The organism is Prosthecodimorpha hirschii (genome assembly GCF_001305515.1).
Taxonomy (GTDB): Bacteria; Pseudomonadota; Alphaproteobacteria; order Rhizobiales; family Ancalomicrobiaceae; genus Prosthecodimorpha; species Prosthecodimorpha hirschii.
On record NZ_LJYW01000001.1, the window covers coordinates 672,966 to 690,122 of the forward strand.

A 17,157-nucleotide genomic window follows, 5' to 3' on the forward strand; every position below is an offset into this window, starting at 1 on the left:
GGGATCGAGCCATGAGCATCACCAGGAGAACTTTCGCCAAATCCGCGCTGGCGCTGGCCGGCGTCGGCATTGCCCGCCCGGCGCGCGCGGCCGAGATCACGCTGAACGCGGTGCATTTCACGCCGGCCCAGGTCAGCTACGCCCGCAGCTTTCTCGCCTTCGTCGCCAAGCTCAACGAGCGTGGCAAGGGCGTGGTGCAGATCAAGGTCCGCGGCGGCCCGGAAATCCTGCCGCTCGGCCAGCTCGGCGACGCGCAGAAGTCGGGTCTCGTCGACATCATCAATTGCCCGGCCGGCCCCTATCTGAACCTGGTGCCGGAGGGCGAGGTGTTCTCGGCCACCTCGAAGACCCCGGCGGAACTCAGGGCCAATGGCGGCTTCGCGCTGATCAACGAGATCTACGGCAAGAAGGGCAATGCCTTCGTGCTCGCCCATGTCGACGGCGGCGCCGGCTTCCACATCTTCACCGTCGATGAGCCGGCCCGGACCGCGGACGGATCGATCGACTTCTCCAAGCTGAAGATCCGCAGCGCTGCGCTCTACCGCGACTTCCTGGAAAAGCTCGGCGCCAGCATCGTGGTCCAGGGTCCCGGCGAGGTCTACACCTCGCTGGAACGCGGCCTCGTCAACGCCAACGCCTATTCGATCGCCGGCTATGCCGGCTTCGGCTGGAACAAGTTCACCAAGTACCGGATCGACCCGAGCTTCTTCCAGACCGACGTGCTGATCTCGATCAACAAGGCGAAGTGGGACTCGCTGCCCGCGGAGGCCAAGACGATCCTGCAGACGGTGGCGATCGAGTACGAGGCGGAGAGCATCGCCGCCAGCCTGAAGACCACCGCCGACGAGGGCAAGGCCCTGATCGACGGCGGCATGAAGGTCGTCGCCATGCCGGACGCACAGAAGAAGCTGTTCCTGGACACCGCCATTCAGGCCAGCTGGTCGCGGCTCGAAAAGCGCGATCCGTCCAACATCGCGGCGCTGCGCGCGAAGTTCGGCTGACCGGCAGGCACGGACGGCCTGCCGTCCGTGCCGCCCCTCGACACCGCCACTGCCGTTTGCCGTTGTCGACTGGACGCCTCCGGCGAGGCGCTCAGCGCGCGCCCATGCCGTTTCCGGAGGATGCGTTGCAGAAACTCTTCGACTTGAGCGGTCTGGCCGCTTCGCTTCTGGCCCACGTGACCCGGGTGATACTCGGCGTCATCGTGCTGCTGGTCCTCTACGACGTGGCCGCGCGCAACCTGGCCCGGCCGATCGCATGGAGCGCCTCGGCGATCGAGATCCTTCTGATCTACGTCGCCTTCCTGCCGATGCCGGCGCTCGTGCGCCATAAGGGGCATGTCTGCGCCGACTTCCTGCGCCACGCCCTGCCGGATGCCGCCCGCCGCGGCGCCGAGAAGCTCGTCTGCCTGCTGTGCATCGGCATCTGCGCCTATCTGGGCCTCGTCGCCTTCCAGCTTCTGCTCGAAAACCTGCAGTCCGGCGATTACGACGTGCGTTCCTTCGACGTGCCGCGCTGGACCATCTATCTGCCGATGGTGATCGGGCTCTGGCTTTCGGTGATCGAGTTCATCCGCTTCCTGACCGGCGCAGATTCCCTCTACGCCATCGACGCGCGCGACATCGAGGGGTTCTGAGCCATGGAATGGTATGTCGCCCTCGCCGTGATGATCGGCCTGATCCTGACCCTGATGGGTTTCGGCGTGCCGGTCGCCTTCGCCTTCTTCGCGACCAACATCGTGTCGATCTTCCTGTTCATGGGCGGCGGCCTCGGCATCCGCCAGATGGTCGCCAATTTCGGCGAGGCGGTGTCGATCTACGCGCTGACGCCGCTGCCGCTGTTCCTGATCATGGGCAGCCTGTTCTTCCGCTCCGGCCTCGGCGACAACGTCTTCCACGCCGTCGACCTGTGCATCGGCCAGGTCCGGGCGCGGCTCTCCTATATCGTCGTGCTGTCCGGCGCGGTCTTTGCGGCGCTGTCCGGATCGAGCATCGCCAATACCGGCATGATGGGCTCCGCCATGGTGCCGGAGATGCTGAAGCGGGGCTACAAGCCGCATATGAGCTTCGGCCCGATCCTCGGCGCCGGCGGGCTGGCCGTGATCATCCCGCCCTCCTCGCTCGCCGTGCTGCTCGGCTCGCTCGCCCAGATCGATGTCGGCGCCCTGCTGATCGCCGGCTTCCTGCCCGGCATCCTGCTCACCGTCATGTACATGGCCCTGATCACCGCTCAGGTGACCATCGACCCGGATGCGGCGCCGAACTACGACACGCCGGTCGCCACGACCGCCGAGAAGCTCCGCGCGATCGTGGCGAACGTCATCCCGATGGGCGTCATCGTCCTGATGGTGATCGGTTCGATCATCGCCGGGATCGCCTCGCCGACCGAATCCGCCGCGCTCGGCTGTCTCGGCGTGCTCGGTCTGCTGCTCGGCTACCGGCGCTTTTCGTGGGGCGTGATTTGGAAGTCGCTCGACGATGCCATGAAGGTCTCGGGCATGACCTTCCTGATCATCGCCGCCTCGACCACCTTCGCGCAGGCACTGGCCTTCTCGGGCGCCTCGAACGGCATGATCCAGTGGTTCCTGTCCTTCGATCTGCCGCCGATGTCGATGCTGTTCGTGATGATCGGCATCATCCTGATCCTCGGCATGTTCATGGATCAGCTGTCGATGATGCTGATCACGCTGCCGGTCTTCATCCCGATCGCCAACCAGTTCGGCTTCGACCTGGTCTGGTTCGGGCTTCTCCTGCTCCTCTCCTACGAGGTCGGCTTCACGACGCCGCCCTTCGGCCTCCTGCTGTTCATCATGCTCGGCGTGGCGCCTCCCGGCACGACGCTCAAGACGGTCTCGCTCGCCGCCCTGCCCTACATCCTGTGCACGATGCTGCTGATCGTCCTGATCGCGTTCTTCCCGGCGATCGCCCTGTTTCTGCCGCGGCTGCTGTGATCGGAGTGCAATCCATGACCCAGGACCCGGCCGCAACGCTCGCCGCCCTCGCCGCCGCCCTGCCCGCCGGCATTCTGTCGACCGGCGCGGCGATCGGCGAAGCGCACTGGCACGACTGGAGCGATCAGGATCCGGTGCCGCCGCTGGCGCTTCTCCGGCCGCGCTCGACGGCCGAGGTCTCCACCGCGCTCGTCGCGCTCGGACGGCTCGGCCTCGCCGTGGTGCCCCAGGGCGGAATGACCGGCCTCGCCGGCGGTGCCCATCCGTCGGCCGGGGCCGTCGCGCTGTCGCTCGAACGCATGAACGGCATCGTGGCGATCGACGAGATCGGGCTGACCATGACGGTCGAGGCCGGCACCCCGCTCGCCGCCGTGCAGGCCGCCGCCGACGCCGTCGGGCTCCAGTATCCGGTCGATCTCGGCGCCCGCGGCTCCTGCACGATCGGCGGCAATCTCTCGACCAATGCCGGCGGCGTCCGCGTGATCCGCTACGGCATGACGCGCGAGAACGTGCTCGGCCTGGAATTCGTGCTCGCCGACGGCACGGTCGTCGATACCCTCAATACGATGATCAAGAACAATGCCGGCTACGACCTGAAGCAGATGCTGATCGGCGCCGAAGGCACGCTCGGGATCATCACCCGCGCGGTGCTCCGGCTGCAGCCGAAGCCGACGACGGTCGCCACCGCGCTCTGCGCCCTGCCGGACTTCGACGCCGTCACGGCGCTCCTGAAACAGTTGCGCCGCCGGCTCGGCCCCGCGCTGACGGTGTTCGAAGGCATGTGGCCGAGCTTCCACGATTTCATGGCCGACGCGCTGCCGCTTGCACGCAAGCCCTTCGCTAGGCCGCACGGCGCCTATGTGCTGGTCGAGGCGAGCGGCTTCGGCGAAGAGACCATCCAGGACCGCCTGGAAGTGGCGCTCGCCGATCTGATCGAGGCCGGCGTCCTGGAGGACGTGGTGATCGCAGCCTCGGAGCGCGATGCGCGCGATTTGTGGACCGTCCGCGAGAGCGTTTCCGAATATGGCCGCATCCTCGGCCGCATCCTCGGCTACGATCTCGGCGTCCCGATCCATGCCATGGGGGCGCTGGTCGTGGCCCTGGAGACCGAAATCCCGGCGCGCTTCCCGGATGCCCGGACGCTCTGCTACGGCCATGTGGGCGACGGAAACCTGCATGTCGTGGTCAACGTGCCCTCCGCAGGCCTGCACCAGCCGCATGACGAGGTCGACGCGATCGTCTACGCGCTGACCGGGCGCTTCGGCGGGACCATCTCGGCCGAGCACGGCATCGGCACCCTCAAGAAGCCCTACCTGCATCTCGCCCGCTCGCCCGAGGCCCTCGACGTGATGCGCCGGATCAAGCGCGCGCTCGACCCGGCCGCAATGCTCAATCCGGGCAAGCTGCTGCCCGATCCGTAGGGGCGACCGGCCCTGGCGACTTCGGCGAGCCGGCTGATCGCGCGCCCCGGGGGGAAACGTCCGCCACGGGGCGACGGCACTACGACCAGAAGTCCCGCGCCGGCGCCGGCAGGCGGGTGAGAACGCGCTCGAAGGCCTCCGCCTCGACATGGCGGCGCAGGACGCTCGCGACGTCGTGGATTGCGGTATCGGGCGAGAAGTTGTGGTCGATCCGCAGCGCCTTGACCTCCTCGGTCATCGTCGCGCGGTCCCAGGATGTGGCTTGCGGCGCGTCCGGATCCCAGTCCTCTACGAACAGGGCGCGGAGCATTGCCGGCAGGACCTGGGCGAAGACGATCGCCTCCCTGAGGGTCAACCGCCGCCGGAAGCAGATCAGCACCGCCTGGATGGTCGTATAGGCCTGGTTTCGTGTCGTCAGGCCGGTCGCCTCGACCACCTCCATCAGGAACCGGTCGAAGTCCTGCGCGGCGAGCCTGTAGTCCATCGGCATGGGCATGGGTGGACGGACCTATGAGGGTTTGACCGGCACCCTGAAGTTTGCCCGATCATGCCTCGGTTCGTCACCCGCGGAGAACGGCTGACGCGGCGGCGGACGATCGGAGCCGGGATCCGGACCCGGCAACGATGGACGCGCGGGCCGCGGTCTGGTGCGGCCGGCATCACCCGCCGTGGCCCGGGACGATCCAGGGCGCCTCGGTGCGGCGGGTGCGGGCGAAGGCGGCGATCTCGGCGGCGTGGCGGAGCGTCAGATCGATATCGTCCCAGCCGTTGAGGAGCTGCAGGCGGCGCACCGGATCGATCGCGAAGGCGATCGCGCGGTCGCCGGCGGCGATCGTCTGCGCGGTAAGATCGACGCAGACGGGGGTCTCCGGCTCGGCCTCGATCGCGGCCAGCAGGCTTTCGGCGTCGTCTTCGGTCACCGTCGCCGGCAGGAGGCCGTTCTTGACCGCGTTGGAGGCGAAGATATCGCCGAAGGACGGCGCGATCACGCAGGCGATGCCGTAGTCGACCAGGGCATAGACGGCGGCCTCGCGTGACGAGCCGGTGCCGAAATTGCGCCGCGCGACCAGGATGCGGGCACCGGCGCGGCGCGGATCGTCGAGCACGAAGCCCGGCACCGGCGCGCCGTCCGGGCCGAAGCGCAGGTCGTGCAGCAGGAACGTTCCATAGCCGGCGGTCCGCGGGCGGCTCATGAAACGCGCCGGGATCAGCTGGTCGGTATCGACATTGGCGAGGCCGAGCGGACAGGCACGCGCCTCCAGGCGGGTGAAGGGCTGCATGTCAGGCCTCGCGATCGGGTTCGGTCAAGTCCCGGACATCGGTCAGCCGTCCGGTCACCGCCGCCGCCGCCACCATGGCGGGCGACATCAGATGCGTCCGCGAGCCCGGTCCCTGGCGGCCGCGGAAATTGCGGTTGGTGGTCGAGGCGCAGCGCTCGCCGGCCGGCACGATGTCGCCGTTCATGCCGACGCACATCGAGCAGCCGGGATCGGCCCAGGTCAGTCCGGCCTCGATGAAGATGCGGTCGAGCCCCTCGGCCTCCGCGGCGCGCTTGACGGCGAGCGAGCCCGGCGCGACCAGCCCGGGCACCACCGCCCGCCGCCCCTTCAGGACCGCGGCGGCGGCGCGCAGGTCGTCCAGCCGGCCATTGGTGCAGGAGCCGATGAAGACCCGGTCGACCGCGATCGCGTCGAGCCGCATGCCGGGCGTCAGGCCCATATAGTCGAGTGCCGCCGCCACCGTCGCGGCGCGGGCCGGGTCGCCGGCCTCCGGCGACGGGGCCGTGGCGGTTACCGGCAGCGCCTCCTCCGGGCTTGTGCCCCAGGTCACGGTCGGCGCGACCGCAGCCGCGTCGAGGCGGATGTCCCGGTCGAACACGGCGTCCGGATCGCCGGCCAGGCCGCGCCACGCAGCGACGGCGCGGTCGAACAGGGCACCGGCCGGGGCGAACGGCCGGCCGCGCAGATAGGCGAAGGTCGTCTCGTCCGGCGCCACCATGGCGCAGCGCGCGCCGGCCTCGATCGACATGTTGCAGAGCGTCAGCCGCCCCTCCATCGACAGGGCCCGGATCGCCGCGCCCTGATACTCGACCGCATGGCCGCGCGCGCCGTCCGCCCCGATCGCGGCGATGACGTGGAGCGCCAGATCCTTGGCGCCGACATGGGCGCCGAGGTGCCCGTCGACGGTGATCCGCATCCGCTTCGGCTTCCTCTGCCACAGCGTCTGGGTCATCAGCACATGGGCGACCTCGGAGGCGCCGATGCCGAACGCATAGGCGCCGAAGGCGCCGTGGGTCGAGGTGTGGCTGTCGCCGCAGACGATCAGCAGGCCCGGCAGGGTCAGACCCTGCTCGGGACCGACCACATGGACGATGCCCTGGCTCGGATCGTCGAGGCCGAACAGGCGGAAGCCGTGACGCGCGGCATTGTCGGAAAGCCTAGCGACCATGCCGGCGATCTCCGGATCGGCGATCACCGGCCGGCCGCGCGTCGGCACATAGTGGTCGGCGACGCCGAAGGTCAGCGCCGGCTCGGCGACCGTCGCGGCGCGCTGGTCGAGCGTACGGAAGGCGTGGTGCGATCCCTCGTGGACGAAGTGGCGGTCGACCCACAGCAGGCTCTCGCCGTCCTCGCGGGTGAGGATGACATGGGCGTCCCAGAGCTTGTCGAACAGGGTCCGCGCGCCGGTCATGCGGCTTCGACCTCGGCCCGCATGGCGGCGATCGAGGCGACGCGGGCGACCGGCCGCAGCGCCTCGATCGCGGTGCGGTGCGTCTCGACCGAGAAGGCGGCGCAGCCGTCCTCGAGCACGATCGCGTCGATGTCGCGGACATGGGCGTCGCGCACCGTGGAGGCGACGCCGCCATTGGTGACGATGCCGCCGACGATCAGCCGGGTGATGCCGAGCTTGCGCAGGACCCATTCCAGCCGGGTCATGTAGAAGGCCGAATAGGCCAGCTTCTCGATCACCACGTCGACCGGCTGCAGCGCGTCGACGGTGGCATTGCCCCAGGACCCGGGCGCGAAATCGCCCCGGCCGAGGAAGGGCCGCAGCGCCTTCAGATGCGGGGAGATGATCGGCTCGCCGCCGCGTCCGGGCACCAGCGTGAACTGGGTCGCGACGACCAGCCCGCCCTTGGCGCGGACCGCCTCCGCCAGCGGCTTCAGCCGCTCCGGCAGCGCCGCGATCTCAGGTGCCGATTGGCCGGCCCGGCCATAGGCGCCCTTCGGATCGAGGAAGTCGTTTTGCAGGTCGACGGTCAGCAGCGCCGTCGCGGCCATGTCGAGAGGACTGTGGGCCATGTCAGGACCGCTCCACGATCAGGTTGCCGAAGGGATCGACCCGGGCGACGAGGCCCGGATCGACCACGGTCGTGGCGTCGGGCTGCTCCAGGATGGCCGGACCGGCGATCGCGGCGCCGACCGGCAGCGCCAGCCGGTCCCAGATGGTCGCGTCATGCCAGCCGCCGTCGAACCAGACCGGCCGGGTGCCGCGGCGGGCGGCGTCCAGCGAGGCGTCGGGTGCGGGCGCCAGCGCCATCAGGTCGAAGGCCGGCCGGCGTCCGATCGCGGCGGTGCGCAGGTTGACGATGCGCACCGGGATGCCGGGCAGCAGCCGCGAGAAGGCCTGCGAATAGGCGGCCTCGAAGGCGGCCCGCACGATCGCCTCGGTGACGCCGGTGGTCTCCTGCCCGGTTGCGCTGCCGGTCGCACCGCCCGTCCCCGCGCCGTCCAGCGTGACCGGCAGCGGGACCGCGACCGTGTGGGTCTGGCCCTGGTAGTGCATGTCGAGTTCGTAGACCACGTCGACCGCCTCGACGGCGAGCCCGGCCCCGGCGACGACCGCGCGCGCCTCGCCGCCGGCCTCGACCATGCGCGCATCGAGCCGGGCGGCATCGAGCCCGTCCAGCGACAGGTTCACGGTGGCGACCTGGTCGTGGCGGATATCGGCGATGATGCAGCCGAGCGCCGAAGTGATGCCCGGATAGCGCGGCACCAGCGCGCCCTTCAGCCCGACATCGCGGATCAGCGCCCCGACATGCAGCGCTCCGCCGCCGCCGAAGGGCACGGCGGTGAAGCGGGTCGGGTCGTGGCCGCGTTCGATCGAGACGAGCCGGATCGCGCCGGCCATCTTGGCATTGGCGACCCGCACCACCGCTTCCGCGGCGGCCTCCGGCGTGAGCCCGAGCGGTGCGCCGATGGCCGCGTCGAGCGCCGCGCGGGCGGCCTCCACGTCGAGCCGCGCCAGCTTGCCGCCGATCGGCCGGTCGGCATTGATCCGGCCGAGCACCAGGTTGGCGTCGGTCAGGGTCGGACGGGTGTTGCCCTGGCCGTAGGCGACCGGGCCGGGCCGCGAGCCGGCGCTTTCCGGACCGACCGCGATCAGCCCGCCGGCATCGACATGGGCGATCGAGCCGCCGCCGGCGCCGATGGTGGTGATCTCGATCATCGGCGTGCGCACGACGAGACCAAAATCGATCACCGTCTGGGCGGCCAGCGCCGCCTTGCCGCCGGCGACCAGCGACACGTCGAAGGAGGTGCCGCCGAGATCGGCCGTGACGATGTCGGCATGGCCCGCCGCCCCGGCGATCGCCGCGGCCGCGATCACGCCCGCCGCCGGACCCGACAGGGCGGTGCGCACCGGCAGTCTTCGCGCGGTGGCGGTCGACATCACGCCGCCGTTCGACTGGACGATGTGGAACGAGCCGGCGAAGCCCCCGGCCGCCAGGGCCTCGTCGAGCTTGCCCAGATAGCTGGCGACGACGGGCTGCAGATAGGCGTTGAGGGTCGTCGTCGAGGTCCGCTCGAACTCGCGGATCTCGGGCAGGACCTGCGCCGAATGGGCGATATGGGCATTCGGCCAGACCGCGCGGGCGGCCTCGAAGGCGGCGCGTTCGTTGGCCGGGTTGGCATAGGCGTTGACGAAGACGATGGCGAGCGCCTCCGCCCCGCGCGCAAGCAGGGCGGCGGCTGCCGCCCGCACGGCGTCGAGATCGACGGCGAGGCGCACGGTACCGTCGGCGAGCGTCCGCTCGGGCACCTCCAGGCGCATGTCGCGCGGCACGACCGGCTCGAAATCGCCCCACAGGCCCCAGGTGTTCGGGCGGTCGCGGCGGCGCATCTCCAGCGCGTCGCGGAAGCCGGGCGTGGTGATGATGCCGACCCGGGCGCCCTTGCGCTCCAGGAGCGCGTTGGTGCCGACCGTGGTGCCGTGCACGATCGCGTCAAGCGCGGCGACCGGCCCGAGCCGGGTCAGCCCGTCCATGAAGCCGACCGCCTCGTCGCCCCGGTTCGACGGCGCCTTGGCGGTCCGGAAGCTGCGGCTCTCCTCGTCGAAATAGGCGAGATCCGTGAAGGTGCCGCCGACATCGACCCCGACGATCCTGGTCATGCCGGCCTCCCGGCGCGCAGCGCCGCCGTTTGCGCGACATCGATCGCGCCGTCCGCCGCGACGGCGACGCCGTAGTCGGCCGCCGCCTTCGCGACCGAGACGAAGCCGCGGCGGACATCGCGCGCGACCGCGTCAGGATCGCGCCGCCAGGGATCGCCCCAGCCGCCGCCGCCCGGCGTCTCCAGCCGCAACCGCTCGCCAGCCTTCAGCCGCACGCCGGTCACCTTGGAGGCCATCGGCGGCTCCTTGGGGCCGTCGGGACTGTCGTAGACGAAACGGTTGAGCGCGGCGGGATGGCCGCCGGCGACGCCGAACGGCGCGTAGCGGCCGCGCTCGCCGAGGAGCGAGACGTCAGCCCCGTCCGGCGCCAGCACTTCGAGCGCATAGACGGCGCCGAGGCCGCCGCGATGCAGGCCGGGACCGGCGCTGTCGGGCCTAAGGCCCCATTCGGTGAACATCACGGGATGCGCCGCTTCCAGGATCTCCGCCGGCGGCATGGTGGCGGTGGAGATCGGGTTGTTGGCATGGTTGAGGCCGTCGGAAGCCGGATTGCCGCCGAGCCCGCCGCCGAAGAAGGAGAACAGCACGAAGCGCTCGCCGCTCGCCCGGTGGCCGGCGACCGAGAGGGCGTTGATGGTGCCGAAGGGCGCGGCCGTGGCGCGGGCCGGATCGGCGGCCGCGAGCGCGCCGAAGACGACGCCGATCATGCGCAGGATGGTTTCCGTGTAGCCGGCCACCGGGCGCGGCGCCGAGACGCCCAGAAAGGTCGTGTCGGGGATGACGAAGCGGATCGGATCGAGGCAGCCGGCATTGGCCGGCACGCCGGTGAAGACATGCTTCAGGGCCACATAGCAGGCCGCAACCGCCGTCGAGCGGGCGATGTTGACCGGCCCCCGGCAAGGCGGCGAGGAGCGCGAGAAGTCGAGCGTCAGCGTCTCGCCTGCGACCGTCAGGTCGAGCGCGATGGTCAGCGGTTCGTCGACGATGCCGTCATTGTCGAGATGGTCGACGAAGCTGTAGGTGCCGTCCGGCAGGGCGCGGATATTCTCGCGCATCAGCGCGGCCGCGCGGGCCGAGGCCGCGTCCAGGGCGGCGGCGACGGTCGCCTCGCCATATTCGTCGATCAGCGCATGGAAGCGCCGCTCGCCGAGATCGAGCGCATTGAGTTGGCCGTTGAGATCGCCCCAGTTGGAGCGCGGCAGGCGCGAATTGGCCTGCAGCACGTCGACGATGTCCTGCTGCAGCACCCCGGCCCTGAACAGCTTGACCGGCGGGATCAGCACGCCCTCCTGGAAGCATTCGGTGGCCTGCGGATTGTAGCCGCCGGGCACGTTGCCGCCGATATCGAGCCAATGGCCGACCGAGGCGAGCCAGGCGAACAAGCGGCCGCCGCGCATCAGCGGCCGGACCAGCCGGAAGTCGTTGAGATGCGTGCCGCCGGCATAGGGATCGTTGAAGATGAAGGTGTCGCCGGCCTCCAGGCCCGCCCCGGCCGCGACCTTGTCGATCACCGCCTTCACGGCGAAGGCCATCGCGCCGACGAAGATCGGCAGGCCCTTGGAACCCTGCACCAGCGTCGCGCCGGTCTCGGCGTGATAGAGCCCGTGACAGGCGTCGCGCGCCTCGGCGATGATCGGGTTGAAGGCCGAGCGGTACAGGGTCGCGTCCATCTCGTCGGCGACCTGCTCCAGGCGGCCGGTCAGGATCGAGAAGACGACCGGATCGAGGCCGGCTGCGGTCGGGGCGGTCATGCGTCGCCTTCGTAATGCTTGCCGAGGGCCAGGATCTCGGGCGTCCCGATCACGGCATTGAGGGTGTCGAAATCGAACATCCGGTTGCGGAAGGCGTCGGTGCCGCCGTCGCGCAGCAGCGTCGCGTAGAAGTCCTCGGCCGCCCGCGCCACGGCGCGCACGACCCCGCCGGGGAAGATCACCAGCGCGAAGCCGAGCGCCTCCAGTTCGGCGGCGGCCATCATCGGGGTCCGCCCGCCCTCGACCATGTTGGCCATCAGCGGCAGCCGGCCGCCAAGCGCCTCGGCGATGGCGGCCAACTGCGCGCGCGAGCCGGGCGCCTCGACGAAGAGTGCGTCGGCCCCGGCCTCGGCATAGCGCCCGGCCCGGTCGATCGCCGCCGCGAAGCCCTCGACCGCGATCGCGTCGGTGCGGGCGATGACCAGGGTTTCGGCGCTGTGGCGCGCGTCGACCGCGGCGGCGATCTTGCCGGCCATCTCGGCCGTCGAAACCAGGCGCTTCTCGGCCAGATGGCCGCAGCGCTTGGGATAGCTCTGGTCCTCGATCTGCAGCGCATCGGCGCCGGCGCGCTCGAACAGGCGCATGGTCCGCTGCATGTTGAGCGCGTTGCCGTGGCCGTTGTCGGCATCGACGATCAGCGGCGCGGCGACCCGGTCGCGGATCATCAGAACCGTGTCGGCGACCTCGGTCATCGCGGCCAGCCCGATATCCGGCTGGCCGAGCCGCGTATAGGATATCGCCGCGCCGGAGACGTAGAGCGCCTCGGCGCCGGCCTTGACGGCCAGGAGTGCGGTCAGCGGGTCGTAGACGCCCGGCGCCAGCAGGATCGGCTTGGCCGCGAGGCGGGCCTTCAGCGATTGGGTCATTTCATGTCGATCAGTTCGAGGATGCCGCCGAGCGTGGCGGCCTTGTCGAGGCCGAGGACCGCCCGGGCGACGGCACCGGCGGCGTCCGTGCCGATGGCCGGCGCCGCCACCTCCATGAATTTCGCCTCGACCTCGGTTGCGGCGTAGGGGTCCTCGGTGTCGCCCTTGTTGGTCAGCGCCTCGGCGGTGAAGACCCGGCCGTCGGTGAGCGTGACCGTCACGCGGGCGGGCCTGAGGCCGGGCAGCATGGCGGTCAGGGCCGGGTCCTCGTCGACGCGGACCCGCCGCGCCAGCGCCCGCGTGACGGCATCCTCGCGGGCCGGATCGCGGAAGGCGTCGAGCGTGGCGCCGCCGTTCACGATGAAGGTGGCGAGCGAGAAGGGCATCGAGAATTTCGCCGCCAGCATGCTGGCCGGCTCGGGATGGTCGAGCTGGGCGGCCCAGACATAGGTCTTGACCTCGATGGCGCGGATCGCCTCGGGGTCGAGCCGGCCGCCGGCCTCCGCGACGATGCGCGCGAGGGCGTCGAGGGCACCGTGATTGTAGCGGCAGGCGGCATGGCGCTTGAAGTAGTTGCGCGCGATCTCCCAGCGCGTGCCGAGGTCGCGCACCATCTCCTCGGGCCGCCAGTCGTCGGCCGCGATGCCGCCATAGACCGAGCCGACGCCGTCCACCTCGCCGGTGAAGCCGGATCGGACCAGGTCATGGGCCATGATCCCGAGCATGTTGGAGAAGCCCGCATAGGTGTTCCGGACGGTCGCACCTTCGAGCATCGTCCGGCGGCTGGTGGTCAGGCCGAGCGAGGAGGCGACGTTGATCGTCTCCGCAATCTCCCCCGCACCCGCGCCGCGCAGGCGCGCGACCGCCAGCGCGGCTCCGACCGTGCCCCAGGTGCCGTGCGGATGCATGGTCACCCGCAGCTTCGAGGCGATGCCGATCCGCGCGCCGATCTCGTAGCCGAGGGCGGTCGCCAGGATCGCAGACGCCCCCGTCACCTTGCGGTCGGCGGCGAGCGCCAGGACGGCCGGCACGACATGGATGCCGGGATGGCCGCGGGCATATTGGTTGCCCTCGTCGATCTCCAGCATGGTCCCGGCCGTGCCGCCGAGAAAGGCGCGCAACAGCTTCGAGCCCGACCGGCCCGTGCGGCCCAGCCGACGCTCGGCCTCGGCGACCTCCGGTTCCCGGCGCCCGGCCAGCATCGCGCCGATGCAGTCGAGGATCACCAGCCGGGTCCGCGCGACGACCTCCTCGGGCAGATCCTCGTAGCGCGTGCGGCGGGCGAAGCGGGCGAAGGTGGTCAGCCAGCCGGGCGTGTGCCCGGTGACCAGAACGGAGGCCGGGACGACCCCCGGGGTGGTGATGGCCATCGGCGTCAGAGCCCCAGATAGGTGGTCATGAGAGTCGGGTCGCGCTTCAGCGTGCCGGCGGCGCCCGCCATGGCGATGGCGCCGTTCTCCAGCACATAGGCGCGGGCGGCGAGATCGAGCGACTGGACGACGTTCTGTTCGACCAGCATCACCGCCAGGCCGTCCGCGGCGATGCGGGCGACGAGCGCGAACATCTCCTCGACCAGGAGCGGCGACAGGCCGAGCGAGGGCTCGTCCATGATCAGGAGTTTCGGTTCGGCCATCAGGCCGCGGCCGATCGCGAGCATCTGCTGTTCGCCGCCCGACAGCGTGCCGGCCGACTGGCCGGTGCGTTCCTTCAGCCGCGGGAAGATCGCGAAGACGCGCTCCAGATTGGCGGCGCGGTTGGCCTTCGCCCTTCGGTAGCTGCCGAGCTCGAGATTTTCCCGCACGCTCATGTTGGGGAAGATCTTGCGGCCCTCGGGCACATGGACGAGGCCGAGCGCGACGATGTCGGGCGCCGAGAGCCCGGCGAGCGCGCGGCCCTCGAAACCGATCGAGCCGCCGTCGGGGCGGATCAGGCCCGAGATGGCCCGGTTGAGGGTGGTCTTGCCGGCCCCGTTCGCGCCGAGCACGGCGACGATCTCGCCGGCACGGACATCGAGCGAGACGCCGCGCAGCACGGGCACGCCGCCATAGCCGGCGACCAGATCGCGGATCTCAAGCATGGTCGGGCGCCCCCGGGTTGCGGGCGGACGCGGCGATGCGCGCGGCCGCGCCATGGCCGAGATAGGCCTCCATCACGGCCGGGTCGCGGGCGACGGCGAGCGGCGGTCCCGATGCGATCATGCGCCCCTGCGCCAGGACATGGACTTCGTCGCAGAGGCTCATCACCGCCTGCATGACGTGCTCGACGATCAGGATGGTCACGCCGCCCTCGCGGATGCGGCGGATGACCGGGATCATGTCGCGGATCTCGGACGGGTTGAGCCCGGCCAGGACTTCGTCGAGCAGCAGGAGCTTCGGGTCGGTGGCGAGCGCGCGGGCCAGTTCGAGCCGCTTGCGCCCGGCGACGGTCATCTCGCCGGCCGGCCGGTCGAGCTGCGGGCCGAGCCCGACCGCGCGGCCGACCGCATCGGCATGGGCGAGCGCTTCGGTCCGGCCGGCCCGGCGCAGATAGGCGCCGACGGCGATGTTCTCGCGCACGGAAAGCCCGGCGAAGGGCTGCACGATCTGGAAGGTCCGGGCGATGCCGGCGGCGGTGCGCTGGTGCGCCGGCAGCGCGGTCACGTCGCGGCCCTCGAAGCGGACCGCGCCCGAGGTCGGCGTCTCGAAGCCGGAGATCATCGCGAAGAGCGTGGTCTTGCCGGCGCCGTTCGGGCCGATCAGGCCGGCGATCGTGCCCGCCCGGACGGTCAGCGCGGCCCGGTCGACGGCCGTCAGCCCGCCGAAGCGCTTGGTCAGGTCCTCGACGACGAGGAGCGGCGCGGTCATGGCGTCGCCTCCCCGCCCTCGGCGGGCCTTGGGCGGCGGATGAGCCGATCGAACAGGCCGAGCAGGCCGCGCGGCGCGAAGGCCACGGCCAGGATCAGGAGGATGCCGAAGACGATCAGGTCGATGCCCGGCACGGCGCCGCCGAACAGATTGCCGAGCGCCATCTTGCTGAGCTCGCCGAGCCCGAGCAGCGCCAGCGCGCCGATCAGCGGCCCGAACACCGTGCCGAGCCCGCCAACGATCGGCGCCAGCAGGGCGTCGACGGAGATCCAGGGTCCGTAGGCGATCGCCGCGTCGAGATAGAGCGACTTCTGCGCATAGAGCCCGCCGGCTGCCGCCGTGACCCCGGCTGAGAGCGTGATGGCGGCGAGCTTGACGCGCAGCGTGTCGACGCCGAGCGCGCGGGCGGCATCCTCGTTCTCGCGCAGGGCGACGAGGCGCGCGCCGAAGCGCGAGCGGGCGAGCTCGGCGGTCAGCACCAGAGCGCCGGCGACGAAGGCGAGCACCAGCCAGTAGAACAGGCGCTTGTCCTCGAACTGCATGTTGGCGGCCTGCAGTTTGAGCGGCACCAGCAGGCCGGCGGCCGCGCCCGTGAAGGCCCAGGCATTGGCCAGGATGCGGAACACCTCGGCGAAGGCGAGCGTCACCAGCGCGAAATAGGCGCCGCGCAGCCGCGCCCGGAAGGCGAGGAAGCCGATCGCCCAGCCGACCGCCGCGCCGAGCAGCATCGCGACCGGCATGGCGGCCCAGGGATTGAGGCCGAAGCGCACCTGCAGGAGCCCCATCGCGTAGGCGCCCGTGCCGAAGAAGGCGGCATGGCCGAAGCTGAACTGGCCGCCATAGCCGCCGAGCAGGTTCCAGCCCTGCGCGGCCAGCGCGACGATCAGCGCGAAGGTCATGAAATTCAGAAGCGTGTTCGAGGTGGCGCCGAGCGGCAGCAGCGCCAGGACGATCACGGCGATCAGGATCGGGAGGCGCGCCGAACCGGTCATGCGCGCGCCCCGAACAGGCCGGCGGGGCGGACCAGCAGAACCAGGATGAAGATCAGGAAGATGCCGATCTGGCCGAGGCTCTCGCCGAAATAGAGGCCCGACAGGCTCTCGACGACGCCGATGATCAACCCGCCGATCAGCGCGCCGGGCACCGACCCCATGCCGCCGAGCACCACGATGGTGAAGGCGACCAGCACGAAGGCATTGCCGACCCGCGGATTGACCAGGAAGGTCGGCATCAGGAGGCAGGCCGCGACCGCCAGGCAGGCGGCGCCGAGCCCGAAGGTGACCGCGTAGACATGCTCGACCGGAATGCCCGACAGCGCCGCGCCGGTCTTCTCGCGCGACACGGCGCGGATCGCCTTGCCGATGTCGGTATGGGCCATCAGCCCCCACAAGAGCGCGGCGACCAGGAAGGAGGCGAAGAAGGCGATCACCTTCGGCAGCGGCAGGAACAGGTTGCCGAGTTCGATCACCGAGAAGCCGTAGGGCACGTCGATCGAGCGCGTGTCCGACCGGAAGGCGGCCAGCAGGGCGTTCTCGATCACGATCGACAGGCCGAGCGTGACCAAGAGGATGTTGCTGTCCGAACCGTGGCTGGCCGGGCCGATGACGAAGCGCTGCAGCGCGTAGCCGAGCGCGAAGAACAGCGGCGTCAGGATCAGGATCGCCACATAGGGATCGATGCCGAGCCCGTCATGGGCCGCCCAGACCGCGAACATGGCCGCCGTCAGCGTCGCCCCATGGGCGAAGTTGATGACGTGCAGCACGCCGTAGACCAGCGTCAGCCCGAGCGCGATCAGCGCATAGACGGCCCCGGTCATCAGGCCGTTGGCGAGAGCCGACAGGAGGATGTCGATCTGGAGCATCAGGCGGCGGCAGCCCGGTTGGAACGGCATGCGGGAGGGGCGGCCGCCCGCCGCGAGAGGCCTTGCGGCCGGCG

Annotated in this window: 16 protein-coding genes; 4 read left to right on the top strand and 12 right to left on the bottom strand. The window is 70.6% G+C overall.

Annotated features, from left to right (window positions below):
* Positions 1-11: 11 nt before the first annotated feature.
* The 4 genes from dctP (at position 12) to ABB55_RS02850 (ending at position 4,371) form a co-directional block, all read left to right on the top strand.
* Positions 12-1,001 (top strand): TRAP transporter substrate-binding protein DctP, encoded by a 990-nt coding sequence (dctP, locus tag ABB55_RS02835; RefSeq protein ID WP_054357451.1) that lies wholly within the window; start codon positions 12-14, stop codon positions 999-1,001.
* Positions 1,002-1,126: 125 nt separating this feature from the next.
* Complete coding sequence (locus ABB55_RS02840) at positions 1,127-1,636, top strand: TRAP transporter small permease (RefSeq protein WP_054357452.1); 510 nt, start codon at positions 1,127-1,129, stop codon at positions 1,634-1,636.
* Positions 1,637-1,639: 3 nt separating this feature from the next.
* On the top strand, positions 1,640-2,950 hold the full coding sequence (locus ABB55_RS02845) for a TRAP transporter large permease (RefSeq protein WP_054357453.1): 1,311 nt from the start codon (positions 1,640-1,642) through the stop codon (positions 2,948-2,950).
* 14 nt (positions 2,951-2,964) lie between these two features.
* Complete coding sequence (locus ABB55_RS02850) at positions 2,965-4,371, top strand: FAD-binding oxidoreductase (RefSeq protein ID WP_054357454.1); 1,407 nt, start codon at positions 2,965-2,967, stop codon at positions 4,369-4,371.
* A 79-nt stretch (positions 4,372-4,450) separates the two neighbouring features.
* Here the strand turns inward: ABB55_RS02850 and ABB55_RS02855 are convergent, their stop codons facing one another.
* The 12 genes from ABB55_RS02855 to ABB55_RS02910 all read right to left on the bottom strand — a co-directional run bounded on the left by ABB55_RS02855 (position 4,451) and on the right by ABB55_RS02910 (position 17,083).
* Positions 4,451-4,867, bottom strand: a complete 417-nt coding sequence (locus ABB55_RS02855; RefSeq protein WP_054357455.1) for a DUF2267 domain-containing protein — start codon at positions 4,865-4,867, stop codon at positions 4,451-4,453.
* 163 nt (positions 4,868-5,030) lie between these two features.
* Complete coding sequence (gene leuD / locus ABB55_RS02860) at positions 5,031-5,651, bottom strand: 3-isopropylmalate dehydratase small subunit (RefSeq protein WP_054357456.1); 621 nt, start codon at positions 5,649-5,651, stop codon at positions 5,031-5,033.
* Position 5,652: 1 nt separating this feature from the next.
* Positions 5,653-7,062, bottom strand: a complete 1,410-nt coding sequence (leuC, locus tag ABB55_RS02865) for a 3-isopropylmalate dehydratase large subunit (protein ID WP_054357457.1) — start codon at positions 7,060-7,062, stop codon at positions 5,653-5,655.
* Positions 7,059-7,673, bottom strand: coding sequence for a cysteine hydrolase family protein (locus ABB55_RS02870; RefSeq protein ID WP_054357458.1), 615 nt, complete (start codon positions 7,671-7,673; stop codon positions 7,059-7,061). The genes leuC and ABB55_RS02870 overlap by 4 nt, the downstream gene beginning before the upstream one ends.
* A 1-nt stretch (position 7,674) precedes the next feature.
* Positions 7,675-9,762, bottom strand: a complete 2,088-nt coding sequence (locus ABB55_RS02875) for a hydantoinase/oxoprolinase family protein (RefSeq protein WP_054357459.1) — start codon at positions 9,760-9,762, stop codon at positions 7,675-7,677.
* Positions 9,759-11,513, bottom strand: coding sequence for a hydantoinase B/oxoprolinase family protein (locus tag ABB55_RS02880; RefSeq protein WP_054357460.1), 1,755 nt, complete (start codon positions 11,511-11,513; stop codon positions 9,759-9,761). Before ABB55_RS02880 ends, ABB55_RS02875 begins: the two co-directional genes overlap by 4 nt.
* Positions 11,510-12,379, bottom strand: coding sequence for an isocitrate lyase/PEP mutase family protein (locus ABB55_RS02885; RefSeq protein WP_054357461.1), 870 nt, complete (start codon positions 12,377-12,379; stop codon positions 11,510-11,512). The genes ABB55_RS02880 and ABB55_RS02885 overlap by 4 nt, the downstream gene beginning before the upstream one ends.
* Entirely contained in the window at positions 12,376-13,749 is a 1,374-nt protein-coding gene (locus ABB55_RS02890) for an MmgE/PrpD family protein (protein WP_054357462.1), read from the bottom strand. The genes ABB55_RS02885 and ABB55_RS02890 overlap by 4 nt, the downstream gene beginning before the upstream one ends.
* A 5-nt stretch (positions 13,750-13,754) precedes the next feature.
* On the bottom strand, positions 13,755-14,456 hold the full coding sequence (locus ABB55_RS02895; protein WP_054361805.1) for an ABC transporter ATP-binding protein: 702 nt from the start codon (positions 14,454-14,456) through the stop codon (positions 13,755-13,757).
* Positions 14,449-15,222, bottom strand: coding sequence for an ABC transporter ATP-binding protein (locus ABB55_RS02900; protein ID WP_054357463.1), 774 nt, complete (start codon positions 15,220-15,222; stop codon positions 14,449-14,451). Before ABB55_RS02900 ends, ABB55_RS02895 begins: the two co-directional genes overlap by 8 nt.
* Entirely contained in the window at positions 15,219-16,214 is a 996-nt protein-coding gene (locus ABB55_RS02905; protein ID WP_054357464.1) for a branched-chain amino acid ABC transporter permease, read from the bottom strand. Before ABB55_RS02905 ends, ABB55_RS02900 begins: the two co-directional genes overlap by 4 nt.
* Complete coding sequence (locus ABB55_RS02910) at positions 16,211-17,083, bottom strand: branched-chain amino acid ABC transporter permease (protein WP_054361806.1); 873 nt, start codon at positions 17,081-17,083, stop codon at positions 16,211-16,213. The genes ABB55_RS02905 and ABB55_RS02910 overlap by 4 nt, the downstream gene beginning before the upstream one ends.
* Positions 17,084-17,157: the final 74 nt, after the last annotated feature.